Raw genomic sequence first — 26,131 nt, forward strand, 5'->3', positions numbered from 1 at the left:
CCCTGGAGTCCCTGATTTCACACTGCCAAGAAAAGCCTCTAGCGAGGCGGGAGGTGCCCGTACCGCAAACCGACACAGGTAGGCGAGAAGAGAATTCTAAGGTGAGCGAGTGAACTCTCGTTAAGGAACTCGGCAAAATGACCCCGTAACTTCGGGAGAAGGGGTGCTCTGGTAGGGTGAAAAGCCCGAGAGAGCCGCAGTGAATAGGCCCAGGCGACTGTTTAGCAAAAACACAGGTCTCTGCAAAACCGTAAGGTGACGTATAGGGGCTGACGCCTGCCCGGTGCTGGAAGGTTAAGGGGAGTGCTTAGCGCAAGCGAAGGTGCGAACTGAAGCCCCAGTAAACGGCGGCCGTAACTATAACGGTCCTAAGGTAGCGAAATTCCTTGTCGGGTAAGTTCCGACCCGCACGAAAGGCGTAACGATCTGGGCACTGTCTCAACGAGAGACTCGGTGAAATTATAGTACCTGTGAAGATGCAGGTTACCCGCGACAGGACGGAAAGACCCCGTGGAGCTTTACTGCAGCCTGATATTGAATTTTGGTGCAACTTGTACAGGATAGGTAGGAGCCAGAGAACCCGGAGCGCCAGCTTCGGGGGAGGCGTCGGTGGGATACTACCCTGGTTGTATTGAAATTCTAACCCGCGCCCCTGATCGGGGCGGGAGACAGTGTCAGGCGGGCAGTTTGACTGGGGCGGTCGCCTCCTAAAGAGTAACGGAGGCGCCCAAAGGTTCCCTCAGAATGGTTGGAAATCATTCGCAGAGTGTAAAGGCACAAGGGAGCTTGACTGCGAGACGTACAGGTCGAGCAGGGTCGAAAGACGGGCTTAGTGATCCGGTGGTTCCGCATGGAAGGGCCATCGCTCAACGGATAAAAGCTACCCCGGGGATAACAGGCTTATCTCCCCCAAGAGTCCACATCGACGGGGAGGTTTGGCACCTCGATGTCGGCTCATCGCATCCTGGGGCTGTAGTCGGTCCCAAGGGTTGGGCTGTTCGCCCATTAAAGCGGTACGCGAGCTGGGTTCAGAACGTCGTGAGACAGTTCGGTCCCTATCCGTCGCGGGCGCAGGAAATTTGAGAGGAGCTGTCCTTAGTACGAGAGGACCGGGATGGACACACCGCTGGTGTACCAGTTGTTCCGCCAGGGGCATCGCTGGGTAGCTATGTGTGGCCGGGATAAGTGCTGAAAGCATCTAAGCACGAAGCCCCCCTCAAGATGAGATTTCCCATTGCGCAAGCAAGTAAGATCCCTCAAAGACGATGAGGTAGATAGGTTCGGGGTGGAAGCGCGGCGACGCGTGCAGCTGACGAATACTAATCGATCGAGGACTTAACCAACACGTTGTTTTCACCTGTCGCATATCCAGTTTTGAGGGCGCAAGCACTCCTGTCCAGTGATGATGGCAAAGAGGCCACACCCGTTCCCATCCCGAACACGGAAGTTAAGCTCTTTTGCGCCGATGGTAGTTGGGGGTTTCCCCCTGTGAGAGTAGGACATTGCTGGGCCATTTTGTTTTTTTAATGCCGTAACGAATCTTTTACCTTGCTTCCATAGCTCAGCAGGTAGAGTGCTTCCATGGTAAGGAAGAGGTCACCGGTTCGAACCCGGTTGGAAGCTTTTGTTATTATAAGGTTTCTGTAAACGGGAAAAGCACTTATTCATCTTTTTATGGCCCCTTGGTCAAGCGGTTAAGACACCGCCCTTTCACGGCGGTAACACGGGTTCGAATCCCGTAGGGGTCACCATTTTTTATAGTTATGTGGAGGATTAGCTCAGCTGGGAGAGCATCTGCCTTACAAGCAGAGGGTCGGCGGTTCGATCCCGTCATCCTCCACCATTATTTCTCGGTGGGGTAGCGAAGTGGCTAAACGCGGCGGACTGTAAATCCGCTCCTTCGGGTTCGGCAGTTCGAATCTGCCCCCCACCACCAGTTTTATTTATATTGGCATTGGGGTATAGCCAAGCGGTAAGGCAACGGGTTTTGATCCCGTCATGCCCTGGTTCGAATCCAGGTACCCCAGCCATTTTTATTTTGAGCCATTAGCTCAGTTGGTAGAGCATCTGACTTTTAATCAGAGGGTCGAAGGTTCGAATCCTTCATGGCTCATTCTTTATTCCTTGCGCCTGTTCAGCGCGGGGCCTTAGCTCAGCTGGGAGAGCGCGACGCTGGCAGCGTCGAGGTCAGGGGTTCGAGCCCCCTAGGCTCCATTGTTCCATGTGTATTTGTACTATCCATGTGTAAAAAGCCCGTATCCAATTTATTGGATGCGGGCTTTTTTTAGGTTCCGATGTATTCAGATTGCGGACGGAAGATGACATTGTCTTCTTGCTGTTCCAGCGCATGGGCAGTCCAGCCAACAATGCGGGCTGCGCTAAAGGTAGGGGTAAAAAGCACTGGAGGCATTGCAATGGACCGCATAATGGCAGCCGCATAAAATTCCACGTTCGTGTGCAGCGCACGTCCTGGCTTGTGCTGGTTCAAGAGACGGGTAATCTCTTTTTCAGCCGCAACAGCTAAATCTAACCACGGGTCTGCTCCTTGCAAGGCCAAGCATTTCTCCCTGAGCACAATCGACCGTGGATCTTCAGTCCGGTAAATGCGATGGCCAAAGCCCATAATTTTTTCGCCACGGTCTAGTTTTTCGAGAATGACCGGCTCAATGCGCTCCGGCGTTTTAATTTCATCGAGCAAGTCAATGACTCCTGAAGGCGCGCCGCCGTGAAGGGGGCCTTTCATAGTGCCGATAGCGGAAGTAACCGCAGAAACAAGGTCGGATTCTGTGGAAATGGTGACGCGTGCAGCGAATGTGGAAGCGTTCATGCCATGCTCCATCGTCAGCTTTAAATACGTTTCCAATGCCTCGATCTGCGCTTCAGAAGGTTCATGCCCATTCAGCATCCACAAATAATTAGCGGTATGCCCAAGATCTTCGCGCGCTTGAATCATTTCTTTTTCTTCCTGCAGGCTGAACAGAAGAGCAATCAGTACCGGGAAGGCACCTGTTAAAGCTACCGCTTGTTCTCCAATCGGCAATTTGGTAAATTCCTTGTGGCTGTAAGCGGAGATCAAGGTCCGCAGATTGTCCATCAAGGGCGCTTCGCGGGGCAGCAGTCTGGCTGTTTCAATAACGTGATTTGGAAGCTTGCGGTATTCCATTAGCGCATTCTTCAAACCGGCCAGTTCCTGCGGGGATGGGTTCTGGCCATGCCACAAAAAGTATGCAGCTTCTTCAAATGACTTTCCGCTGATTGCCTCTTTTACCTGTTTGCCGCGGTAACGTAATTCGCCTTTGTCGCCGTCTACAGAAGCTATCTTTGTCTGGACCGCTGTAATTCCTTTCAATCCCTTCTGGAACATCGTAACTCCTCCTTTTCTTTTATTTTACCCCCACTTATTGATAACAAAAATTAAAGATATATAATTAAAATAATTCAAATTATTAATTGAAAGGAGCAAGTTAATGGACCTCAATTGGCTGCGTACATTTGCAGATGCTGCTGAAACTTTGAATTTCCGAAAGACTTCCGAACGGTTATTGATGTCGCAGCCAAGTGTCACGGTCCATATCCGGCTGCTGGAAGAAAGCCTTGGAATTTTGTTGTTCAAGCGTGAAAAGAACCGGGTTTCACTGACAGAAGAAGGCCGCCACTTCCGCCAAAAGGCTAACAGCATACTCGCCCAGATGGATCAAAGCATCGAGGAACTCCAAGCCTTTGCCCAAGGGTATCGCCAGAAATGGACGCTTGCCATTTCGCCTTTAATGGCCGAGACGATTTTGCCTTATGTTTTAAAATCGTTTACCCGGGACCACCCGGACCTTGAACTCGTGATACAAGTGGAAGAGTCGGAACACATAGAAGAACTGGTGGAAACAGGGCAGGTGTCAGCAGGCATTTCCGCCTTGCGATCTAAGCGGCAAGATATCCACTGTGAAACGGTTTACAACGATCCGCTTCTTTTTATTTTGCCAAGAGATGCTTACGATGACGAGTCAGGCCCAGCGGTTTCAGGAGAAGCGATGCTCCAGTCGGCCATTTTGTTTACGCATCACCATCCGGCTTTTTGGGACGAGCTGCTGCTGAAGCTGCGTCTTCGTGTGACGGGAATACGGACCATGAAAGTGACACAGGCGCATATTGCCAAACGGTTTATTCAAGAAGGTCTTGGCGTATCGTTTTTGCCTAAATCCATGGTAAGGCGGGAGCTGATTGAGGGACGTTTAATGGACGCCCATTTTGATTTGTTTCCGCTGCCGACGGTGTCGACGTATTTTCTGGCGAAACAGATGGGAGAACTCGAAAAAGAGTTTTTGCAGCGAGTCCAGTCGGTACATTTTAGTTAAAAGGAGGAAGGGCATGAGAATCGAACAGTCGAATATCCGGTTACGGTTATTAACACGAGATGATTTTGAGGCATTGTGGAAGCTTTACAAACCGGCGATTTTTGAGCATATGCTGACGAAAGTGGAAAGCTTTGAACAGTTGTGTGCTTGGCTGGAAACAGGACTAAAAGGGGACGATGTACTTATTTTTGCAGTGGAAGACTCAAACAGCGGGAGCATCGTCGGCACGACCCGCATTTATGCAATCGATAAAGCAAATAAAAGCTGTGAAATTGGTTCAACTTTTTATGCAGAAACTGCACAGCGTACTCATGTGAATACTGCAGTAAAATTTGCATTGCTTGAATATTGTTTTGAAAAAAGGGGGATGATTCGGGTGCAATTCAAAACAGATGCAGAAAACAGCGCTTCCCAAAAGGCTTTGGAACGAATCGGCGCCAAAAAAGAAGGGCTGCTCCGCAACGAACGAATCCGCTCAACCGGCAAGCCAAGAGATGCCGTCGTGTATTCCATCATTGATTCGGAATGGCCGGCAGTAAAAAACGGATTATCGGAAAAATTGAATAAATATACTTGATTTTGTTCGGTTGAGCCAAAGCTTCCTTAACAGGTACAATGAATTCATCTTGTTAAGGGGGCATAAAATCATGAATAAATTAAACGTATCTATTATCGGAGTACCGATGGACCATGGCCAGAATCGCCGCGGAGTGGACATGGGGCCGAGCGCCATCCGCTATGCAGGTGTTGTAGAACGCATTGAAGCTTTAGGGCACACCGTGACGGATGAAGGGGACATCCAGATCGGCCATGCAGACGGCTCCATTGACACAGAAACCAACCTGCGCAATTTAAAAGTGGTAACGGATGCAACCGAAGCACTCGGTGCGAAAGTGTTTGAAGTAGCAGAAGCAGGGAATTTCCCGCTCGTTCTTGGCGGAGATCATAGCATCGCCATCGGAACGCTCGCAGGAATCTCCGAGCGCCATGAGAACCTTGGGGTTATCTGGTATGATGCGCATGCGGATATGAATACAAGTGATACGTCGCCATCCGGCAATATCCACGGAATGCCTTTGGCAGCAAGTTTCGGCCTGGGCCATGAACAATTGACGAACATCCGCGGCTATTCGCCAAAAGTGAAGCCTGAAAATATTGTGATCATTGGCGCCCGTTCTGTAGACCCAGGTGAGCGTGAGTTGATCAAAGAGCGCGGCATCCGTGTCTACAGCATGCATGAACTGGATAAAATGGGAATGGATGCGGTGATTGATGACGCTATCCATTACCTGAAAGAAGAACGCCGAACAGATGCAGTCCATTTGTCTTTGGATTTGGACGGCATCGACCCAATGTATACACCGGGTGTCGGCACACCGGTGCCAGGCGGCATTACGTACCGGGAAAGCCATTTGGCTATGGAGTTGCTGCATGATGCAGGAATCATCACTTCTGCCGAATTTGTGGAAGTTAATCCGATCCTGGATGAAAAAAACCGCACCGCGGATGTAGCGGTGGCACTAATCGGTTCATTGCTCGGCGAAAAATTACTTTAAAACAGGCGAAAGCCTGTTTTTTTTATTTTATTTAAACGTTTCTTCTTCAATAGCCCAAAGCGCCTTTCGAGTGATTTTTTATTTGAAAGAACCAAAACAATCTGGGAATAAGATGGATTTTAATGGTTTAAGTTTGGTACGATAGAAAGAGAAAAATAAAAATGAAACTTTTTGAAAAGCAATCCGTATATAAAAGACAGCCGCATAGGCGGAGGGAAATGAGAACATGGATGCGTTAGTCAATAAACGAATAAAAAAAGTATTAAAAGGCGATCAGAACGCATTCGCCGAACTCGTTGAGCTGTATCAGCACCAGCTATATCAAATCTGTTACCGGATGCTAGGGAACAAACATGAAGCGGAAGATATAGCGCAAGAAGCGTTTACACGTGCATATGTCAATCTTCATACGTTCGATCAAAAGCGCAAGTTTTCGACGTGGCTTTACCGCATCGCGACGAATTTGTGCATTGACCGGATCCGCAAGAAAAAGCCGGATTATTATCTGGACGCAGAAGTGCGCGGGACTGAAGGATTAAATATGTACTCGTCCATTGCCAACGATGATCAGCTGCCGGAAGAAGAGCTGATGCGGATGGAAGTACAGGAACGCGTGCAATACGAGATAAGTCGCTTGCCAGATAAGTACCGTGCCGCTATTGTATTAAAGTATATTGAAGAATTGCCCTTATCGGAAATCAGCGAAATTCTGGATTTGCCGTTAGGTACCGTGAAAACACGGATACACCGGGGAAGAGAAGCTCTTCGGAAGCAATTGAGCAATTTGTAGGAGGCGAGCACGATGAAAGCGTGTCCGGAAAACATCATTCATTTTATGGATGATTATTTAGACGGGGATTTAAACCCGGCCGATGAAGCAGTGTTTAAAACACATTTGGAAAGCTGCATCGAATGTCGAAAAATGTACCATGAACAAACCAAAACGATCGCACTTGTCCAAAGTGCATCACATATACAGGCACCGGCCGATTTTGTGGCAAAGACCATGCAGCGGCTGCCGAAAGAAAGACAGCGGGTCGGTGTGCAGCGCTGGTTCCGGAATCATCCGCTGCTCACAGCTGCCGCCTTATTTCTTTTGTTGATGAGCGGCATGCTGTTTTCGAATTTCAACAATGATCAGCAATTTGCCTTTACGAAACAGCCGAACCTGGTGGTAGAAGGGGAAACGGTTGTTGTGCCGGAAGGTGAAGTGGTAACAGGCGATTTGACGATCCGAAATGGAGATTTGCGTGTGGAAGGTGAGCTGCACGGAGATGTTACCCTCGTCAATGGCCAGTACATGGCTTCGAGCGGAGTCATTACCGGGGAAATTGAAGAGATCGACAAAGTGTTCGAGTGGATTTGGTACACCATTAAAGACGGTGTGAAAGATGCCGCTGCCATTTTTAGCGGCAACGAAGAAAATAGCGGAAAGTAACCTATCCTGTACCGGGATAGGTTTTTTCAATGAAGGCAAGGGAAATTCACTTATGTTATACTGATTTATATGCAGATGTTGAAAAGCGAGGGTTGCAGATGCCGTTTTTGGAGAATTTAACAAACCAAACACCACTCGAACTTTTAGTAAATGTCATTGATATTTTATTAGTATGGTTCGTTATATATAAGTTGATTACCATCATTAAAGGGACGAAAGCGGTCCAGTTGTTAAAAGGGATCTTTTTTATCGTTATTGCGTATCTGATAACCCGCGCTCTCAATTTGGAGACTTTGGGTTGGATCATGCAGCAAGTGCTGAATTGGGGGTTCCTTGCCATCATCATCATTTTTCAGCCGGAGATGCGGCGGGCACTGGAACAGCTGGGACGCGGGAAATTGTTTTCCAGCAGCCAGCTGAACGAAGAATCCGAACGCAACCGGTTGATTGAAGCGATGTCAAAATCGGTCAGCTATATGGCGAAGCGCCGGATTGGCGCACTGATTTCAATTGAGCGGGAAACCGGATTAAGCGAATACATTGAGACCGGAATCCCAATGAACTCGGACATAACGTCAGAGTTGCTGATCAATCTGTTTATCCCGAATACACCGCTGCATGATGGAGCCGTGATTGTACAGAAAAATCGCATCGCTGCCGCCGCTTGTTATTTGCCGTTGTCTGAAAGCCCTTTTATCTCCAAAGAGCTTGGTACCCGGCATCGTGCGGCGCTTGGCATCAGTGAAGTGACCGATGCCATCACCATCATTGTGTCGGAAGAAACGGGCGCCATCAGCTTGACGGCAAATGGAGATTTGCACCGCAACTTATCGCTGGAAGATTTTGAAGTGAAGCTGCGCCGAATTTGGTTTGGCGCCGAACAACAGCCAGCTGATTCTTCCCGTTGGAACTGGAGGATGAAAAAGAATGGATAAATTAATGGACAGCCCTTGGTTTTTGCGGATTATGGCACTTCTGTTAGCATTTCTTTTATTCTTTTCGGTTAAAGCCGATGAAGACGCTGCAAATTCGGCGAACAATGGCACGATTACAGAAGAAATTGAAGGCGTCGAGCTGGAAGTTTTTTATGGGGATACTAACTTGATGGTGAGCGGCTTGCCAGAGCTGGCGGACTTGACGATTTCCGGTCCTACCAGTGCCGTGCAGACGACTCGGCAATTGAAAGATTTCACTTTGTTTGTTGACTTGCGCAATTTGCCGATCGGCGAACACCGGGTTCCAATTCAGACAGAGAATTTATCAGAACAGCTGAGAGTGCAGATTGATCCGGCTTTTGTAGACATCACCATTGAAGAGCGGGTAACACAGGAATTTCGGATCGATCCGGAAATGAACGAACGCTTGCTGAAAGAAGGATTTATTTTAGAGGAAATTTCAGCAGAGCCGAAAACTGCTTCGATAACTGGCCCGAAAAGTGTCATCGATTCCATCAGTTTTGTAAAAGCGACCGTTACCGGCGAGCCGGGAGTAGATGAATCTTTTACAACTGAAGCCCGTATCCGGGTACTGGCGAATGATTTGACGAAATTGGAGAATGTCGTAATTGAACCGGAAGTGGCAGAGGTTTCAGCTGAAATTGAAGAATACAGCAAAGAAGTTCCGGTGACCATTAAGAAAAACGGAGAAGCTCCTACAGGCGTAACGATCGAGTCACTGGTTCCATCCAGCGAGACGGTACGGATTTACGGTCCGAAAAGTGCAGTAGATGCACTGCAGGAATATGTAGTGGAAGTGAATGCGGGAATTGTTACGCCAACGGATACGACAGTGGAAGCGGAGTTAAAAGCGCCGCCAGGGACCACTTCCGTCATGCCAAAAACGTTGAAAGTCGAAGCGGAAATCAGCGTCGACGAAACAGTTGAAGCACCAGAAGGCGCGGAAATTCCAGAGGTGTCAGAAAATCCGCCTTCTTAACGGGCAGGTCCGGATTTGATGTTTCAATAAATCATGTATAATGAAGCGATATTATGCTAGAGATTGAAGGAGAGAAAAGAATGGGAAAATATTTTGGAACTGACGGGGTGCGGGGTGTTGCGAACAGCGAATTGACACCTGAATTGGCATTTAAATTGGGACGCTTCGGCGGCTATATCTTAACAAAAAGCTCGAAAGACAAACCGAAAGTATTGATTGGCCGTGATACACGGATTTCAGGCGAAATGCTGGAAGGTGCTCTTGCAGCCGGATTGCTGTCTGTCGGAGCGGAAGTGATGCGCCTCGGTGTCATCAGTACACCAGGAGTTGCTTATTTAACGCGTGTCATGAGTGCAGAAGCAGGCGTCATGATTTCAGCATCCCACAATCCAGTGGAAGACAACGGCATCAAATTCTTTGGATCTGACGGATTTAAATTATCCGATGAGCAGGAGCTGGAAATTGAAGCATTGCTTGATGCGGAAGAAGATACATTGCCGCGTCCAACTGGCGGCGACCTTGGAAGCATTACGGATTACTTTGAAGGCGGCCAAAAATACATCCAGTATTTGAAGCAGTCAGTGGACGAAGAATTCAACGGAATCCACGTAGCGCTCGATTGTGCACATGGAGCGACTTCTTCACTTGCTACGCATGTATTCGCTGATCTGGATGCGGACATTTCGTCAATGGGCGCTTCGCCAAATGGCTTGAATATCAATGATAAAGTGGGCTCTACGCATCCTGAAAAATTGGCTGAATTGGTAGTTGCCAAAAAAGCGGATGTGGGCTTGGCGTTTGACGGCGACGGCGACCGTTTGATTGCCGTAGATGAAAAAGGGCAGATTGTCGATGGCGACCAGATTATGTATATCATCGGGAAGTATTTGCATTCAGAAGGACGCTTAAAGAAAAACACTGTCGTCTCCACAGTTATGAGTAATATGGGCTTTTACAAAGCACTTGAAGAACATGGCATGGAAAGCAAGCAGACAGCTGTCGGCGACCGCTATGTTGTAGAAGAAATGAAGAAAAATGACTATAATCTTGGCGGCGAACAGTCCGGCCATATCATCTTCCTGGACTACAACACAACCGGCGATGGTTTATTGACTGGCATGCAGCTGGTCAACATCATGAAAGTGACAGGCAAAAAACTTTCTGAATTAGCAGGCGAGATGACCATCTTCCCTCAAAAACTTGTCAATATCCGCGTAACCGATAAACATGCGGTAACAGACAACGAGAAGGTGGCAGCAGCCATTGCGGAAGTAGAACAAGACATGGCTGGAAACGGCCGCGTGCTGGTACGCCCTTCGGGTACAGAACCGCTTGTGCGGGTAATGGTGGAAGCGGCTTCTGCAGAAGACTGCGAACGATACGTAGAAGAAATTGCGAAAGTTGTCCGGGCTGAAATGGGCTTGAATTAATAGAACTAACCGGTCTAAAAGGCAGAAGCCTTTTAGACCGGTTTTTTGGTATTATCAGGATTTATTTTGTTAAGGTTTTGTTGACGGGCGTCCGCCGGCAAGGTATGATAAACTTGCCAAGGTTTAGGCCGCCAAAAAAGGGGGATAGTAAGGCGTATGAGGAAAACAGTTAAAGCGCCAGTACTGGGAAAATCGGATGGACAAATCACTTTCCAGTAGACGAGGAGGAGGAGTATCGAGATTTCGGCGGATACCTCCCGGCCGCGAAGCCCGGTCGTAATATCCAGCATTTAAAGCAGTTGAGCGATCAGCTGTACAACGATGCGGATGGGCTCACGACAAGTGTTTGCGGACATGTGCAAACGCTCATTTTGATTTTATTAGGAAAGCGGAGGAATTACATTATGTGTGGAATCGTCGGGTATATTGGAGAAAATGATTCAAAAGAAATTTTGCTAAAAGGATTGGAAAGACTGGAATACCGTGGCTATGATTCAGCAGGGATTGCTGTACGCAACGGCAAAGGCATTACGGTTTTTAAAGAAAAAGGGCGCATTGCTGACTTGCGCGCAGTTGTTGAAGATGAAGTAATGGGAACAAGCGGGATCGGTCATACGCGCTGGGCAACTCACGGAAAACCGAATCGCGTAAACGCTCACCCTCATCAAAACGACAACGACCGTTTTACTTTGGTGCATAACGGCGTTATTGAAAACTACCACCACATCCAGCGCGACTATTTGGCGGATGTACAAATGGAGTCGGATACGGATACAGAGATCATTGTGCAATTGATCGGCAAATTCGTAGCAGAAGGCATGACAACGCAAGAAGCTTTTAGCAAAACTTTGACATTGCTTAAAGGATCATACGCGATCGCATTATTGGACGCGGAAGAAGAGCAAACAATTTTTGTAGCGAAAAACAAAAGCCCATTGCTTGTCGGACTTGGAGACGGCTTTAACGTAGTCGCAAGCGATGCAATGGCTATGCTTCAAATCACAGACCAATTCGTGGAATTGATGGATAAAGAAATCGTGATCGTGCGCAAAGACAGCGTGGAAATTTTGACATTGGACGGAGAGAAAGTAAGCCGCCAGCCATTTAAAGCTGAAATTGACATGAGCGATATTGAAAAAGGCACTTACCCTCACTACATGTTGAAAGAAATCGACGAGCAGCCGGCAGTGATGCGCAAAATCATCCAGGCTTACCAAGGCGCCGATGAAAAATTGACAATCCAGCCTGAAATCGTTGAGGCATTGAAAGATGCAGACCGCATTCACATCATTGCAGCCGGTACAAGTTATCATGCAGGATTGATCGGTAAAGAATACTTGGAAAAAATGGCTCAGATTCCGGTAGAAGTGCACGTAGCAAGTGAATTCGGCTACAACATGCCGCTTCTGTCCCAAAAACCGTTGTTCATCTTCATCTCACAATCAGGTGAAACAGCTGACAGCCGCCAAGTATTGGTGAAGATCAAAGAACTTGGACACCCATCGTTGACCATCACGAACGTAGCAGGCTCTACGCTATCGCGTGAAGCGGATTACACATTGTTGTTGTACGCAGGCCCGGAAATCGCTGTAGCGTCTACAAAAGCCTACACAGCGCAAATTGCGGTCCTTTCAATTCTTGCAGCGGTAACAGCACAGTCAAAAGGCATCGACATCGGCTTTGACCTGGTACAGGAACTTGGAATTGTAGCGAACGGCATCCAAGCGCAAGTGGACATGAAAGAAGAAATGGAGCAAATTGCCCGTGACTTCCTTTCCACTACACGCAACTGCTTCTTTATCGGCCGTGTAATGGATTACTTTGTGGGCCTTGAAGGTGCATTGAAACTGAAAGAGATTTCGTATATCCAAGCGGAAGGCTTTGCCGGCGGCGAATTGAAGCACGGTACAATCGCTTTGATCGAAGAAGGCACGCCAGTAATTGCACTAGCAACACAAGAAGCGGTTAACTTGAGCATCCGCGGAAACGTGAAAGAAGTAGCGGCACGCGGCGCTCATCCTTGCATCATTTCGATGGAAGGCTTGCAAGAAGAAGGCGACAGCCTTGTGCTTCCAAAAGTACACGAATTGCTGTCTCCGCTGGTATCGGTTATTCCGATGCAGTTGATCTCTTACTATGCAGCGCTTCACCGCGACTGTGACGTAGACAAGCCGCGTAACTTGGCTAAATCGGTTACAGTTGAATAAGTAAAATTTGAAAATTTGAGCCCGCTAATTCTTTATAGAATTAGCGGGCTTTTTAATGCTTTGGACTGTTTTAAGGCAACGAAAAAGGAACAGGTTTATCCTGCTCCTTTTGATTTTACTGCTCTTGCACATTTTCGGCTCTGTATTCCAGAATGTCCCCCGGCTGGCAGTCCAGCGCTTTACAGATAGCCTCAAGCGTAGACAAGCGGACTGCTTTCGCTTTGCCGTTTTTTAGGATGGACAAGTTGGCCATCGTGATTCCGACCCGTTCCGAGAGCTCCGTGACGCTCATTTTCCGTTTCGCCAGCATAACGTCAATATTGATTATAATTGCCATATTCTCACCTCAGACCGTTAAATCGTTTTCAGATTTTATATCGATGGCATTTTGCAGCAGCTTTTGAAGAACCGCCGCGAAAACGGCGATTACTATGGCGCCAAACGTAATGATCATTCCGATGCCGCCGAGTCCCGGAGCATCATCCACCTCTGCCATATACAGAATAATTGGCAGGCACAACATATACAGGATCGTGATGACGATGGCGCAGTACTTGATATTCTTCAGCGCCTTAACCGACCGCTCAGAAAATGCGATGTTTTTATCAATGTAACCAAGCAGCTTCAAAGTTTGGTACAAAGCTGTGAAATAAGCGACCGCTGTCAAATACATGGCGATCAGAAAGACGTATTGCAAAAAAGCCCATTGGGGGATGATTTCCGCCACAAATGAAGAAAGCGGCGGCACTACGAATATACAGACTGCCAGAACCGGAATGGCCATCAGGATAATCACGGCCTTTAAAAAAAGTGTTTCCCGTTTCATCTAAAGCACCTCACTTAACTATTGATAATTATAGTTTAGCATATATTTTATCGTTTTGCGATAAAATATTATCTATAAGCAATAACGTTTTGTGCAGTGATGATTTTGCCAATCACTATCTGAACCGATCATGTTTAAGCAAAAGAAGGAAAGAGAAAAATAGTAAGGCCTTCTAGACACCTAGTCGTTTGTCCGCTACTTATTATAAACTATGTGTGCTTCTTCAAAGAATTAGTATTTCTATAAAACATTTAATTGTTTCTTTAGAAGTATAGTTGAGTGAAAGCTTCGGTTAGGACGAAAGAATGAGTTTGAGTGGATTTTCAATAAAGTTGTCTAAATTATGCTAAAATAAAGAAGCGAGTGGTTTATCCGTCATTTTTCAAGAAAGCGACGGAGAAAATACACCTGCTTTTTTTTGCTTTTTCGCAAGGCTCTACGCCTTCCCGGCATTGCACTGAAAGCAAAAATGAAATTTATCGTTGAAAGGAAGATGATTGAATGAGATCTGATATTACCGCAGATCACCGATTGAGAGAAAAAGAACCAAGAGAGAAAAAACTAAACGAAAAAGTGCTCCAACAAAAAGAATTGAAGCAAAAAGAAATAAGGCAAGAACCCGAAACCAGCGGTGATTATACGTTTGACCGAGTCCCAAGGGACGAACGTAAAATGGGATGGCTGAGCATCACCAATATCACCTTCGGCATCGCAACCGCAATTTTTTATTTTCAGATGGGCAGTGTCATGGCATTGCAGTTTGGTGCAGCCAATGCCATCATCTCCGCCGTTTATGCCATTATTGTGGCCGGCATACTCGGAACCATTATTGTGTATTTGTCCGCTAAATCGGGCATGAACGTCAACTTATTGTCCCGCGGAGGATTCGGCTATATCGGAGCCTCATTAACCTCACTAATCTACGCATCGAACTTTATTATGTATTGTGCATTCGAAGGCATGATACTCGTCGCAGCTGTCCATGCATACTTCCCCGCAATCCCCATGTGGATTCTCATCATCCTCTTCGGTTCAGTGGTCATTCCGTTAAACTGGTTTGGCATCAAGCAATTGGATAAGCTGCAAAAATGGTCGTTGCCACTTTTTGGCATCTTTTTAATCGCTGCTATCGTGATGGCATTTAAACAGCCTTCTCTTTATAACGGCAGCTTTTGGACATACATGCCTGAAGGCGTCCAAATAGGCGGAACCGCCTTGCTGTTGTGCATTGGCATGCAGCACGGCATCATGGGGCTGACCGCCTTGATCGCTTCCGACTATGCGCGTTTCTTAAAACCGAAAGACTTGAAGATTGGTTCGGTCGCCATCGGCTTTATCCCGCAGATTTTCTGTTTTGGTGTCATGGGCGGCCTTGGCATCTGGTTCGGTGTTACGCTGGGCGAATCGAACCCAGGGATTTACATCGTGGTGCTGCTTGGGCTTGGTGGCGTGATTTTTACCATGCTGACGCAAATCCGCATCAACATCACGAATATCTACAGCAGCTCCCTGTCGCTGTCCAGTTTCTTTGAAAACATGTTCAAGTTTACTCCGGGACGCCGCTTCTGGGTGGTCGCTGCAGGTGTCATTGCCATGGCATTGATGCTTGGAGGCATCGTGGACCATCTTGGCACAGCCATGACGTTCCAAGGCGTTGCACTTATGACATGGGCTTCCATTCTGGTGACGGATGCCCTGGTCGTGAAGAAAATGCTGAAAATCGGGCCTGGCTATTACGAGTCAAGGCAAGAAAATTTGTACAAATGGAATCCGGTCGGCGTGGTCTCGCTGATTGTGCCAAGTGTTTTAGGAACGATTGCAGCCCTCGGCTATATGGGAACCTTCCTGCAAAGCACAGCGGCATTTTTCGCGGCCATCTTCGCGGCGTTCTTGACTACGGGGCTGGCAGTGTTGACAAAAGGGCGCTACTATGTGAAAAAAGAAGTAACGGATATTCCAAAAGAAGATTATATTGCCTGACAAAAAACTTTCGGGTAAAGTGTCAATAAAGAGCAAAACAACTTCAAAGAATAGCACCTGACTTGATTTGGAGAGGATGAGCAAAATGGCGATCACTTCAACCGTCACCTTAAATTTGGCTCGGCGCTTTTATGCAAAATCAGAAGCGGTGTTTGAAGCCTGGACAAATCCGGAAATCATGAAAAAGTGGTTGTTTACAAGAGAATCGACCAACAAAGCGGCCAAAAGTGACCTTCGCATTGGCGGAACGTGGGAGATCGTTGATCATCGGGAAGGCACCGATTACCGCGCACTCGGCCAATATGCAGAAATCAGCCAGCCGAACAAACTGGTATTCACGTTCAGGATGCCGCAATTCAGTGATACAGAAGACATTGTCCGGGTGTTTATCTCTCCAGTCCAGGACATGTGCGAAATGACGTTTTCTCAGGAAATCATTGTTCCGCATGAAGAGATTTGGACAGAAGAAGACGTGGAACGGGCAAAAGCTGAATACAGTGCTCAATCCGAAGAAGGCTGGAGCCGGATGTTTGAAAACCTAAAAGAGCTGGTCGAAACCGGTATTGTAAAAACTGAATAAGAAATGCCACAAACCCCGAGAGGTGCTTCTGCGCCTTCCGGGGTTCTTTTTTGGAATCTGCCGAGCAGGAATCGGGGGCAGGAAAATCGAAATAAGATAGCAAACCAATAGAGAAGGTGAGTGCTCCATGAAAGCACCAGAAGAAATTCTAGCTGTATGGAAGAAATTTAGCGGTTTTCCGATGGAAACTTTGACAAAAGCCTGGTTTTATTCACGTTCGGGCGATAAAAAGCAGCGCACAGTCGCATTGATGAAAGAACATAAAGCGCAATACGGCATAACCGGCAATTGTTTTGACCTGGCGATTTGGCTTTTGGATGAGTTGAAAAGAGATGGAATTGAGGCATACCCGATCGGCAATGAACTGGGGACAGAAGAAGCGCATGCGGCGCTAATCGCATTGGATACACATGGAAACCGCTATTTATGCGACCTTGGCGACCAATGGCTGCAGCCGGTACTGATCGAAGCCCGGCACGAAGCATTTTCAACAGAAAAACAAAGCGGCTTTTTCCCTGCAGCTGATGTACAGGTCCTTTCCCGGCATGCGGAAGTGGAAATCATTTATCACCGGCCGGGCGGGAAACAGTCACGGCAAACTTATGACACCACTCCGGTAACAGAGGCGGATTTTTGGCAAGCCGGCGAGTTTTCGCAAAATCATGTGTATCCGAAGCCGCTTGTGGAAGTGCGGCTTCCTTACAAAGAAGAAACCGCGCATTGGGAATTCGATAACTGGAAAAGTTTTTTAAGCACGACGGAAGGGTTATATCCCGATCAGCCCTTGGCTACTTTGGAAGAATGGGTGGATAGAATCGGACAGAAAACTGGTTTTGACCACAAGTTCTTGTTTGATTCATTAAACTTTTACAAACAGATGAAGAAAGAAAGCAGGAGATAAGTTTGCAAACTCACTTGTATTTGGTTCGGCACGCCCATTCCGATTATACTCCGGATGAACGGTCACGGCCGTTATCGGAACAAGGCGTAAAAGATGCCCGTAAAGTGGCTGAATCCTTAAATACGGAAGGAATTGAGCGGGTTATCTCAAGCCCGTACAAACGGGCCATTCAGACAGTGGAAGGCATTTCCCGGGAAATAAATACAGGGATTACCCTATGGGAAGGATTTCGCGAACGTTTGTTGAGCAAGGAACCACTAGTGGATTTTCCGGCTGCCGTTGCAAAAGTTTGGGAAGAAGAGCACTTCGCCTTTGAAGGTGGCGAATCCAATCAAGAAGCAAGGGCGCGCGGCATTAAAGAAGTACAGAAATTGCTTCAGCAACATGCAGGCGAACGCATTGCCATTGGGACACATGGCAATATCTTGGCCCTGATCCTCAACCATTTTGATTCCCACTACGGAATAGATTTCTGGCGACAGCTCGAGATGCCGGATATTTATTGCCTGAGTTTTGAAGGACTCGAATTAAAGAACGTACGGCGGATTCCGCTGAGTGTAAAAGCGATATGATCAAAGCGGTGATTTTTGATTTAGACGGTACCTTATTGAATCGGGATGCTTCGTTGAAGTCGTTTATTGATGCGCAGTACGAGCGTTTCAAAAGCCACTTGGAGAAGGTGCCAAAATCCCGCTACGCCGAGCGGTTCATCGAATTGGATGCACGGGGAATGGTTTGGAAAGACCGCGTATACCGGCAGTTGGCCGAGGAATTCGAATTGCCGGTTGCTTGGGAAGAGCTGCTGGAAGATTATATGACACATTTCAAGCAGCATTGTGCTCCATTTCCGCATATGAAATTTCTCTTGGAACAATTAAAAGGGAAATCGCTGCGCTTGGGCATTATTTCAAACGGCAAAGGGCAATTCCAATTGGATGCGATACAGGCGTTGGGAATCGAGCCGTATATGGACGTGATTTTGATTTCCGAATGGGAAGGCATGAAAAAGCCGGATCGGAGATTGTTCAGAATGGCAGTGGAGCGGATCGGCGTCAAACCGGAAGAAGCCATGTACGTCGGCGATCATCCGGATAACGATATAAAGGGAGCGCGGAATGCCGGCCTCAAAACAATCTGGAAAAGGGATGCCCAGTGGAGCAGCGCCGAAGCGGATTACATCATTGAAGATTTAGCGGAAATTGTCACTATAGCCGCACAAGAAAACCTGCAGATCCGAAAATTTCAAGAAGCAGATTTGGAGGAAGTCGTCGCCTTATTTTACGGCACCGTCCATACGGTTAACGCAGCAGATTATTCCGGCGAACAATTGGCAGCCTGGGCACCAAAAGACGAACAAGCGCAAAAGGCAGCGGAGTGGAAGAAATCGCTGCAGCAAAACCTAAGCTATGTAGCGGAAATAGATGGTGAAATTGCCTGCTTTTGCGATATGACGCCAGCCGGTTACTTGAACCGGCTGTATGTCCATACAGATTATCAGCGTCAGGGCATTGCTTCCCGTTTGGTCAGCCAACTTGAACAGGAAGCGGAAAAGCTGCAGTTGTCCTGCATTTTTACAGACGCCAGCCTGACAGCAAAACCGTTTTTCGAAAAACGGGGATTTTGGATTGTGCGAAAGCAGTCCGTGGAACGGCGAGGCATCGCCATCCCAAATTACCACATGCGAAAAAAACTTTCCTCCGGCTAAGCGGAAGAAAGTTTTTTTAGTGTGGACGGGCCTCCAAAAAGACCGGCCGAATAGCGCCCCAAGGAGCGACGTCTATGGTGACCGCCAGTTCTTCGGCTTGTTCAAGCCCTGGGCCGGTTCCTTGTTCCACATAATATTGCTCTAGTTGGGGAGCAGTTAAAGTATCGCTGTAATACGTGCCGTGGATGGCTCCCCAAAAAGGCTCGTTCGAAACCCGGTCAAGAACAGCGTAGCCATCCGGACCTTCTTTCAAGGTGAAGTAAACTTCACCGTTTTTTAAACCTTCCGGCCGCAAATCCGGGTATTGCAGAAGCACGTATTCGCCGTAAAACGGATCAAATGGATCATACGGTTCTGCCCGCAGCATGAATTGGTCACCGAACCATGACGCTGCGTAAAAGCTTAAAGCGATTGCCAGCACAACCAGAGTTTGGACGAAGGGAAACAGAAAATTCTTCATGAAACAGCCCTCGCTTTCTTACGGTTAAACCACCAGGCGATTCCGGACAAAGCAAACAAAAGAAGCGCACCGACCAGGAAGAACAGCGACATATCCAGCCGTTGCCAAGCAAAGATGAAGTAAAGCACAATTTGCACCAAAATAAAATACACAAATCCGAGTCCGAGCGGCTGATTTTGGCGATGGTTAACCGCAAGGTAACCGAGCGCCACTGCTTCCGCTAACACGGCCAGCCCAATTGCGGAACTGTCGTATAGCGATAACCCAATCGCACCAAGCGCTGATATCCAGACAAGTGGTCGGATGCGGAAATAACACCAGGCTAAAATTGCTATGCCTGCTGCCAACAGCAGCGCCGATTCTAGCCCTTTCAAGTCTTCAAAAAAGTCCAGGGAGGCGCCGCGGAAAGCCAGGTAACCCAGTGACATGGTACCGCCTGCAAGCAAGTAAAGCGGCTGCAGTGCTTTTTGCTTTTCGGGAAAAACAAAAGCCAATAGCACAACCAAAGCGAACAAAGTCCATATCGGCCATAAGAGGCTTTCATAGTCAGCCACAGCCCAAAGCATCAATCCGCTTCCGAACAGCAACAGCCAACTGAACCTTATTGGCAATTTGTCTTTGCTGAAGTAGAGCCAACCCAGGGATACAGCGGAGTAAACCAACCATTCAGGCCAACCCATTGTGAGAACGGAAGACAACAAGATCTGAACGCCGAAAATAAACGCCGCCACAGCATAGGCAAGATGGCGCCAATAAAAATAATGGGCAATAGCTGCCAGATAAAGCGCCCAGCCGATCAGCGAACCGGATAAAGGCAAATGGAACGCTTGAACAGCCACAATCATCGCTGCGCCGAACATAGCGAGTCCAATCAGCCGAAACACATGCGGCCAGCCGAAATTTTTGCGTTCGGACAAGTATCCGAGCCCATAAAACAGCCACATCAATAACAAAATCAACCCGATTTTTACAGCAGCCGGCATGACTTGCCAATTAGCTGCAATAAAACTGAAGACGGCCAGCGAGAAAAAAACAAGGCCAATGATGAGCAAAAGCGGAAGACGGTTCGGTTTTTCCTGTCTTTGCTCGAATGCCCAAATTTTTTCAGCCGTATTTTGGTCAATCAACCCTTCTTTTTGCCAAAGCGATAACTTGTCTTTCAGTGCCATTTCCCCACCTCCTGCTTAGCGTCATTATAAGCTTTTGGCCAATAAAAGGATAGGTAATTTGCATGGTGTGGATGCTAGTTGCAACGGGCATATGGCAGAAGGATCGTGCTGTTCTTAAGGTTATAAATAAAGAAGTAAAATAAATCTGTAATTTATTTACTTTCATTGATAGAATATGGATTAACACGGCCACTAGGAGTTGTTGCTGAACCATGAATTCGCTTCTTTTTTTCTTTCTCGAAAATATGGCATTGATTATTGCTTTGATGTACCTCGCTTTAAAAGTTAAAGAACTTTTGGTGCTGGAATTGAAAAAGCCTTCTTATTTGCTTGGGCTGTCAGCCCTTTTTATCAGCTTTCTCACGTTTTCCGTCATGTACAATCCGTTCAGTTATGAGGGGATGCGGCTGGATTTGAGGGAAGTCCCTTTGTTTTTTGTCAGTTATGTAGGAGGCTGGCAATATGGTCTATTGTCCGCTATTATTCCGGCCATTTATCGTGCTTTTACGGGCGGTCCCACGGCGGTCATTGGTATATTCCAGGCCATTTTGCTGCCGGTGGTTATAGGAGCTCTTTTCCACCGCAAACATCCAAAGACCGATATCTTTTTTCCGCTCATCGATTTTAAAAGAATGCTTATTGGATTCCTTGTGTTTGAGCTTCTTAAATCGGTCTGGATGCTGCTCAACACACCGGTCTCCGTATCGATTACCATTGCGATGTTCTTTTTTGCCGTGATTGCGGTGCTGGCGATGGCATTGATTTTAAATGAAGAAAACCGCAATTTTCTTTTGCGCAAAGAACTTGAAATGTATTCAAACCAGGATGCCCTGACCCGCTTGCCGAACATCCGCTTTTTCAAAAACAAAGTGGAAGGTCTTCTAAGCGAGAATACACCGATGCTGATTTCGATGATTGATGTCGATTATTTTAAAGTTTATAACGATACGCATGGCCACCAAAAAGGGGATTCAGTTCTTCGGACGCTTGGCCAATTGCTGTTGGAAAGTGCAAGAGAAGAAGATATAGTCGCCCGCTATGGCGGAGAAGAGTTTGTGATTTGCTATACGAATGTTTCCAAGCCGGAAGAAGTGATTTTCTTAGCGGAAAGGTTCCGCAAAAAAGTGGAAGAATACAAGTTTGAAGGTGAAGATCGGCAACCAGGTGGAAAACTGACTGTTTCGATGGGCCTGAGCTTTTCGTCTGAAAACAAAACTCTGGAGCAAATCATCGAACAAGCCGACCAGGCACTTTACGAATCGAAAAGGCACGGGAAAAACCGGGTCACAATATACGAAGCCTCTTAAAAACCCTTCCGCTCAAACAAGCGGAAGGGTTTTTCATTAAAAGAAATAAATTGCCGAAGATAAGAACAGGCTTACCCCAAAAAACAGCAGACCGATTTGAAAGAAAGCTTTTCGGGATGGAAAATTTTTTGCATATTCGACCGGGTGGGATGTTCGTTTTTCGCTTTCCAGAATCACTTGCTCGCGTTTATTTATTTTCGCAAAAAAGCTTTTGGTGCTTTGAATAAAGGCCATAAAAAACCTGCCTTCAATCAGCAGCATGACCGAAGCGATGACCAGCAATAGTAAACCCGTCAGAAAAATGCTATCCAGCCAGTATAGCAAGCTCCAACTGCCTTCAAGCAAAAAGGGCATCAAAAAAGATGCAATCAATGATAGCGTAAATAAAATAAATTTAAATGTCATAGATGATGGTCCTTTCTCTAGTTATATAAAGATTACCACCCCTTCGTAGTTTTTGAAAATTAAAATATCTTATTGCCTAATCGTAGAATAACTATTATGATTAAAAAGAATTATTAGAAAAATAGGGGGTAGGGGAAAATGGAGAGAAAGATTAGAATTCAAGCATTGATGATTCTTATGGCATTCGTTTTAATACTATCCGGATGTAACTTTAATTCTTCTGAAAGTTCCAGTGAAGGAAGCGGGGACAAAGAAGGGGATGCGAAAGCAGCAGGGCAGGTATTGAACATTTCAGCAACAGCGGACATTCCTACTTTGGATTCTACAAAAGCGCATGACGGCGTAGCGTTTACGGTATTGAACAACGTAAACGAAGGGCTTTACCGCCAGGATGAGAACCATCAGCCAATTGAAGCTTTGGTAACAGAACATACAGAAAACGAAGATCAAACCGTGCATACATTCAAATTGCGCGAATCAAAATGGAGCAATGGAGATCCGGTCACTGCACAGGATTTCGAATACGCGTGGAAACGCGTGATGAAAGATGCAAGCCCGTACAACTTCATGTTTGTTACAGCGAGCATCAAAAATGCGGAAGCAATTATGAACGGCGAAAAAGATGCAGCTGAACTTGGAGTGAAAGCTGTAGATGAGCAAACTTTGGAAGTGACATTGGAAAGTGCCAACCCATTATTGGAATCTCTTTTGACTTTCCCGACCTTCTTGCCGCAAAACCAGAAATTTGTTGAAGAGCAAGGCGATCAATATGCACTCGAAGCAGAAAACATTCTTTTCAACGGACCATTCAAATTGGTTGAATGGACACATGACCAAGGCTGGAAATACGAAAAGAACGCAGACTACTGGGATGCAGAAGCAGTTAAGTTGGATACGATCAATGCGTATGTCGTAAAAGATCCAGCAACTGGCGTTAACTTGTATGAAACAAATAAAGTGGACCGCATCGAATTGAGTTCAGAATCAGTTGATCAATTTAAGAACGATCCAAACTTTGATACCATTTTGGAGCCAAGTATGATTTTCTTGCGTTTCAACCATACACATCCGGTACTTGGAAACAAAAATATCCGCCAGGCGATCAATATGGCAATCGATAAAGAAAGTTTGACGGATGTTATCTTGAAAGACGGTTCTACGGCATTGAACGGCGTTGTGCCAAAAGGGTTCTTCCAATCCCCTGAAGGAAAAGATTACCGTGAGCTGAACGGCGACTTCAATACAGGAACAGTGGAAGAAGCACAAAAACTTTGGGAAACAGGCTTGAAGGAAACGGGCGCATCTGATGTTACGGTTTCCATCAACATCTCAGACTCAGAAGACCATAAAAAAGTGGCGGAATATCTTCAAGCTCAATTAGAAGACAACCTGCCAGGCTTTAAATTGGAAATCAAAGCAGTTCCGTTCGCTCAGCGTCTGGAAATCGAAAAAGCCATTGACTACGATTTGTCATTATCTTCTTGGGGCCCTGACTACAGCGACCCAATGACGTATTTGGATATGTGGGTAAAAGGCGGATCTGCTAACCGTATGGATTACCACAATCCGAAATTAGATGAATTGGTAACGCAGGCACGTACAGAAACGGATCTTTCAAAACGCTACGAAATGCTATTGAACATCGAGAAAATCCTGTTGGAAGAAGATGCAGCAATCGTGCCTCTTTACCAGGACGGAACTTCTATCTTGATGAGAGAAAAAATTAAAGATTTAATCGTACACCCGACTGGTGCAGCGCATTCTTACAAATGGGCATCGATCGAGGAGTAATTTGCAGCTTATACAGCTATAGATACGAGGGTGTAGCCGGGAAACCGGCGCCCTCGTATTTTTCATCCAGAAGGCTACTCAACTTACAGAATTGAGGTGTTACCATGAAGCGTTATTTCGTGCAGCGAATAGGATATATGTTGATTACACTTTTTATCATTGTTACCGCTACGTTCTTTTTAATGCAGCTGTTGCCCGGAACGCCATTTACCAATCCGGAGAAATTGACGGCCCAGCAATTGACGGTCTTAAATGCAAAGTATGGATTGGATCAGCCGGTGGCCATGCAATACATCCGTTATTTAGGAAACTTGGTGCAAGGGGATTTGGGCTATTCTTTCCAGCATGAAGGACGGACGGTTTCCAGCATGATCAGCACCCGCATCGGGCCATCCGCTTTTATCGGCTTGCAGGCGTTAGTTATCGGTGCCATTCTTGGCCTTGTGCTTGGCATCATTTCAGCTTTGAAGCATAATTCGATTTTTGATTACGGGTCGGTAGCACTAGCAGTTATTGGCATGTCGATTCCATCTTTCGTTTTTGCTGCCTTGCTGCAATATTACGTAGGCGTTAAATTGGAATGGCTTCCGGTCGCCTTGTGGGAAGGCTACTCGAGCACCTTGCTTCCTTCCATTGCTTTGTCGGTGACCGTTACTGCGACGGTCGCCCGGTTTATCCGAAGCGAAATGCTTGAAGTGCTGGGACAAGACTACGTCATAACGGCGCGGGCAAAAGGCATGAAAGAAAATCAGGTCATTGTCAAACACGTGGTCCGGAACGCACTTATTCCAGTAGTGACGATGCTTGGACCGCTTGCGGTCTCAATTATGACCGGAACACTGGTTATTGAAAAAATCTTCTCAGTTCCAGGTCTTGGCGAACAATTTACTTTGTCCATTCTTGTGCTGGATTACAGCGTTATCATGGGGATTACCATTTTCTACAGTGCATTGTTCATTTTTGTGGTCTTTGTAGTCGATATCATCTACGGCTTCCTGGATCCCCGCATTAACTATAAGGGGGAATCCGCATGAAGGAATTTGATGCAAAACTTCCAGTGCACCGGGATATTCAAACCCAGAACGATTACATCCCGGATGACATTCCATCCGACTTGTTTGTAAAAGCGCCGCTTGACCAAAAGAAAAGCGAAGAAATTTCGACGCCTTCTATGTCCTTTTGGCAAGAGGCTTTCCAGCGTTTAACGAAAAACAAAGGGGCCATGATTTCCTTAGTGCTGTTGCTGCTCCTGATTGTCATGGCATTGATCGGGCCAAGCATGAACGAATTTACGTACCGCGAACAGAATTTGGCTCACTCCAATATGCCGCCCAAAGTGGCCGGACTGGAGTGGATGGGCTTTGACGGCATAGATGCGAATGGTGTGAACCAATATGCCGAGCGCGACGTGGCGACGAATTATTGGTTCGGCACCGATGAATTTGGCCGTGATCTTTGGACACGGGTTTGGAAAGGGACACAAATTTCCTTATTCATTGCACTAGTGGCAGCTGCGCTCGATCTGGTGATCGGGGTGATCTACGGCGGCATCTCTTCGTTTTACGGAGGGCGGGTGGATAACGTCATGCAGCGGATCATTGAAGTGCTGATGGGGATTCCGAACTTGATTGTCATCATCCTCTTTATCCTGGTGCTCGAACCGGGCATCCGGTCCATCATCCTGGCGATGATCATTACCGGCTGGGTCGGGATGGCCCGGGTTGTGCGCGGGCAAATCCTGCAGCTCAAAGGGCAGGAATTCGTCCTTGCTTCCCGGACGCTCGGCGCTTCAAACGGTCGTTTAATCTGGAAGCATTTGATGCCAAACGTCATGGGACCGGTCATTGTCACCGTCATGTTCACGATTCCAACGGCGATTTTCTTTGAAGCGTTTTTAAGCTTTATCGGACTCGGGCTGCAGGCGCCGCTTGCGTCTCTCGGAGTACTGATCGAAGACGGCTACAAATCGATGCGGTATTTCCCGTACAAACTGATTTATCCAGCGCTGGTCATCAGCATCATCATGATTTGCTTTAACTTGCTCGCTGACGGTCTGCGCGACGCACTAGATCCGAAGATGAAAAAATAGGGG

The 26,131-nt window shown here is 46.9% G+C and carries 25 protein-coding genes, 7 tRNA genes and 2 rRNA genes; 27 read left to right on the forward strand and 7 right to left on the reverse strand.

The annotated features are described in order from the left end of the window. From HU147_RS05460 to HU147_RS05500, 9 genes are all read left to right on the forward strand, one after another. Window positions 1-1,343, forward strand: a 23S ribosomal RNA gene (locus tag HU147_RS05460); the annotation flags it as partial. Between the two features lie 52 nt (window positions 1,344-1,395). Beyond that, window positions 1,396-1,511: ribosomal RNA gene (gene rrf / locus HU147_RS05465) — 5S ribosomal RNA — on the forward strand. 39 nt (window positions 1,512-1,550) lie between these two features. Continuing rightward, window positions 1,551-1,623 (forward strand) — tRNA-Thr (locus HU147_RS05470). Window positions 1,624-1,676: 53 nt separating this feature from the next. Next, window positions 1,677-1,751: transfer RNA gene (locus tag HU147_RS05475), tRNA-Glu, on the forward strand. 16 nt (window positions 1,752-1,767) lie between these two features. Next, window positions 1,768-1,843, forward strand: a tRNA-Val gene (locus HU147_RS05480). Between the two features lie 9 nt (window positions 1,844-1,852). Beyond that, a tRNA-Tyr gene (locus HU147_RS05485) sits at window positions 1,853-1,936 on the forward strand. A 19-nt stretch (window positions 1,937-1,955) separates the two neighbouring features. Continuing rightward, window positions 1,956-2,030: transfer RNA gene (locus HU147_RS05490), tRNA-Gln, on the forward strand. Window positions 2,031-2,040: 10 nt separating this feature from the next. After that, window positions 2,041-2,113: transfer RNA gene (locus tag HU147_RS05495), tRNA-Lys, on the forward strand. Between the two features lie 28 nt (window positions 2,114-2,141). Further along, window positions 2,142-2,214 (forward strand) — tRNA-Ala (locus HU147_RS05500). 70 nt (window positions 2,215-2,284) lie between these two features. Here the strand turns inward: HU147_RS05500 and HU147_RS05505 are convergent. After that, a complete protein-coding gene (locus HU147_RS05505) occupies window positions 2,285-3,364 on the reverse strand; it encodes a citrate synthase/methylcitrate synthase (protein WP_224075306.1) in 1,080 nt (359 codons plus the stop codon). 103 nt (window positions 3,365-3,467) lie between these two features. On the opposite strand from HU147_RS05505, the gene HU147_RS05510 reads away from it, so the two are divergent. From HU147_RS05510 to glmS, 9 genes are all read left to right on the forward strand, one after another. Then, window positions 3,468-4,349 carry a LysR family transcriptional regulator gene (locus tag HU147_RS05510; RefSeq protein ID WP_224075307.1) on the forward strand — a complete coding sequence of 294 codons (882 nt, stop codon included), beginning with the start codon at window positions 3,468-3,470 and terminating at the stop codon, window positions 4,347-4,349. A 13-nt stretch (window positions 4,350-4,362) separates the two neighbouring features. Beyond that, on the forward strand, window positions 4,363-4,926 hold the full coding sequence (locus tag HU147_RS05515) for a GNAT family N-acetyltransferase (protein ID WP_224075308.1): 564 nt from the start codon (window positions 4,363-4,365) through the stop codon (window positions 4,924-4,926). Window positions 4,927-4,996: 70 nt separating this feature from the next. Continuing rightward, a complete protein-coding gene (gene rocF / locus HU147_RS05520; RefSeq protein WP_036802655.1) occupies window positions 4,997-5,905 on the forward strand; it encodes an arginase in 909 nt (302 codons plus the stop codon). A 226-nt stretch (window positions 5,906-6,131) separates the two neighbouring features. Beyond that, complete coding sequence (sigW, locus tag HU147_RS05525; RefSeq protein ID WP_036802658.1) at window positions 6,132-6,695, forward strand: RNA polymerase sigma factor SigW; 564 nt, start codon at window positions 6,132-6,134, stop codon at window positions 6,693-6,695. Window positions 6,696-6,707: 12 nt separating this feature from the next. Further along, a complete protein-coding gene (locus tag HU147_RS05530; protein ID WP_224075309.1) occupies window positions 6,708-7,343 on the forward strand; it encodes a zf-HC2 domain-containing protein in 636 nt (211 codons plus the stop codon). A gap of 98 nt (window positions 7,344-7,441) precedes the next feature. Next, window positions 7,442-8,278, forward strand: a complete 837-nt coding sequence (gene cdaA / locus HU147_RS05535; protein WP_224075310.1) for a diadenylate cyclase CdaA — start codon at window positions 7,442-7,444, stop codon at window positions 8,276-8,278. Next, a complete protein-coding gene (locus tag HU147_RS05540) occupies window positions 8,271-9,278 on the forward strand; it encodes a CdaR family protein (protein ID WP_224075311.1) in 1,008 nt (335 codons plus the stop codon). The genes cdaA and HU147_RS05540 overlap by 8 nt, the downstream gene beginning before the upstream one ends. A gap of 80 nt (window positions 9,279-9,358) precedes the next feature. After that, window positions 9,359-10,708, forward strand: a complete 1,350-nt coding sequence (gene glmM / locus HU147_RS05545; RefSeq protein WP_224075312.1) for a phosphoglucosamine mutase — start codon at window positions 9,359-9,361, stop codon at window positions 10,706-10,708. Window positions 10,709-11,112: 404 nt separating this feature from the next. Further along, window positions 11,113-12,915 carry a glutamine--fructose-6-phosphate transaminase (isomerizing) gene (gene glmS, locus HU147_RS05550; protein WP_224075313.1) on the forward strand — a complete coding sequence of 601 codons (1,803 nt, stop codon included), beginning with the start codon at window positions 11,113-11,115 and terminating at the stop codon, window positions 12,913-12,915. A 115-nt stretch (window positions 12,916-13,030) separates the two neighbouring features. Here glmS and HU147_RS05555 read toward each other — a convergent pair whose 3' ends face one another. Further along, window positions 13,031-13,252, reverse strand: a complete 222-nt coding sequence (locus HU147_RS05555; protein ID WP_224075314.1) for a helix-turn-helix domain-containing protein — start codon at window positions 13,250-13,252, stop codon at window positions 13,031-13,033. Window positions 13,253-13,261: 9 nt separating this feature from the next. Continuing rightward, on the reverse strand, window positions 13,262-13,741 hold the full coding sequence (locus tag HU147_RS05560) for a DUF2975 domain-containing protein (protein WP_224075315.1): 480 nt from the start codon (window positions 13,739-13,741) through the stop codon (window positions 13,262-13,264). 501 nt (window positions 13,742-14,242) lie between these two features. Between HU147_RS05560 and HU147_RS05565 the strand changes: the two genes are divergently transcribed. The 5 genes from HU147_RS05565 (at window position 14,243) to HU147_RS19510 (ending at window position 18,907) form a co-directional block, all read left to right on the forward strand. Continuing rightward, window positions 14,243-15,721, forward strand: a complete 1,479-nt coding sequence (locus tag HU147_RS05565; RefSeq protein WP_224075316.1) for a purine-cytosine permease family protein — start codon at window positions 14,243-14,245, stop codon at window positions 15,719-15,721. Between the two features lie 85 nt (window positions 15,722-15,806). After that, window positions 15,807-16,301: an SRPBCC family protein gene (locus HU147_RS05570; RefSeq protein ID WP_224075663.1), complete on the forward strand. Its 495-nt coding sequence runs from the start codon at window positions 15,807-15,809 to the stop codon at window positions 16,299-16,301. 127 nt (window positions 16,302-16,428) lie between these two features. After that, entirely contained in the window at window positions 16,429-17,202 is a 774-nt protein-coding gene (locus HU147_RS05575; RefSeq protein ID WP_224075317.1) for a hypothetical protein, read from the forward strand. A 14-nt stretch (window positions 17,203-17,216) separates the two neighbouring features. Next, complete coding sequence (locus HU147_RS05580) at window positions 17,217-17,774, forward strand: histidine phosphatase family protein (RefSeq protein WP_224075318.1); 558 nt, start codon at window positions 17,217-17,219, stop codon at window positions 17,772-17,774. 8 nt (window positions 17,775-17,782) lie between these two features. Beyond that, window positions 17,783-18,907, forward strand: a complete 1,125-nt coding sequence (locus HU147_RS19510; RefSeq protein WP_317985492.1) for a GNAT family N-acetyltransferase — start codon at window positions 17,783-17,785, stop codon at window positions 18,905-18,907. Window positions 18,908-18,923: 16 nt separating this feature from the next. On the opposite strand, the gene HU147_RS05595 is transcribed toward HU147_RS19510, so the two are convergent. The 3 genes from HU147_RS05595 to HU147_RS05605 are packed head-to-tail and all read right to left on the reverse strand — an operon-like array spanning window position 18,924 to window position 20,750. After that, on the reverse strand, window positions 18,924-19,367 hold the full coding sequence (locus HU147_RS05595; RefSeq protein ID WP_224075319.1) for a GDYXXLXY domain-containing protein: 444 nt from the start codon (window positions 19,365-19,367) through the stop codon (window positions 18,924-18,926). Then, a complete protein-coding gene (locus tag HU147_RS05600; protein WP_224075320.1) occupies window positions 19,364-20,536 on the reverse strand; it encodes a DUF2157 domain-containing protein in 1,173 nt (390 codons plus the stop codon). The genes HU147_RS05595 and HU147_RS05600 overlap by 4 nt, the downstream gene beginning before the upstream one ends. Further along, entirely contained in the window at window positions 20,487-20,750 is a 264-nt protein-coding gene (locus HU147_RS05605) for a hypothetical protein (RefSeq protein WP_224075321.1), read from the reverse strand. Before HU147_RS05605 ends, HU147_RS05600 begins: the two co-directional genes overlap by 50 nt. Before the next feature lie 31 nt (window positions 20,751-20,781). Here HU147_RS05605 and HU147_RS05610 point away from each other — a divergent pair, with 31 nt between their 5' ends. After that, window positions 20,782-21,843 carry a GGDEF domain-containing protein gene (locus HU147_RS05610; protein WP_224075322.1) on the forward strand — a complete coding sequence of 354 codons (1,062 nt, stop codon included), beginning with the start codon at window positions 20,782-20,784 and terminating at the stop codon, window positions 21,841-21,843. A gap of 36 nt (window positions 21,844-21,879) precedes the next feature. On the opposite strand, the gene HU147_RS05615 is transcribed toward HU147_RS05610, so the two are convergent. After that, window positions 21,880-22,248 (reverse strand): DUF3899 domain-containing protein, encoded by a 369-nt coding sequence (locus HU147_RS05615; RefSeq protein ID WP_224075323.1) that lies wholly within the window; start codon window positions 22,246-22,248, stop codon window positions 21,880-21,882. Between the two features lie 138 nt (window positions 22,249-22,386). On the opposite strand from HU147_RS05615, the gene HU147_RS05620 reads away from it, so the two are divergent. The 3 genes from HU147_RS05620 (at window position 22,387) to opp3C (ending at window position 26,128) form a co-directional block, all read left to right on the forward strand. Next, window positions 22,387-24,039: a peptide ABC transporter substrate-binding protein gene (locus HU147_RS05620; RefSeq protein WP_224075324.1), complete on the forward strand. Its 1,653-nt coding sequence runs from the start codon at window positions 22,387-22,389 to the stop codon at window positions 24,037-24,039. Window positions 24,040-24,143: 104 nt separating this feature from the next. After that, window positions 24,144-25,073, forward strand: a complete 930-nt coding sequence (locus HU147_RS05625) for an ABC transporter permease (protein ID WP_036802683.1) — start codon at window positions 24,144-24,146, stop codon at window positions 25,071-25,073. Beyond that, window positions 25,070-26,128 carry an oligopeptide ABC transporter permease gene (gene opp3C / locus HU147_RS05630; protein WP_036802684.1) on the forward strand — a complete coding sequence of 353 codons (1,059 nt, stop codon included), beginning with the start codon at window positions 25,070-25,072 and terminating at the stop codon, window positions 26,126-26,128. Before HU147_RS05625 ends, opp3C begins: the two co-directional genes overlap by 4 nt. Window positions 26,129-26,131: the final 3 nt, after the last annotated feature.

The organism is Planococcus chinensis (genome assembly GCF_020071995.1).
Taxonomy (GTDB): domain Bacteria; phylum Bacillota; class Bacilli; order Bacillales_A; family Planococcaceae; genus Planococcus; species Planococcus chinensis_A.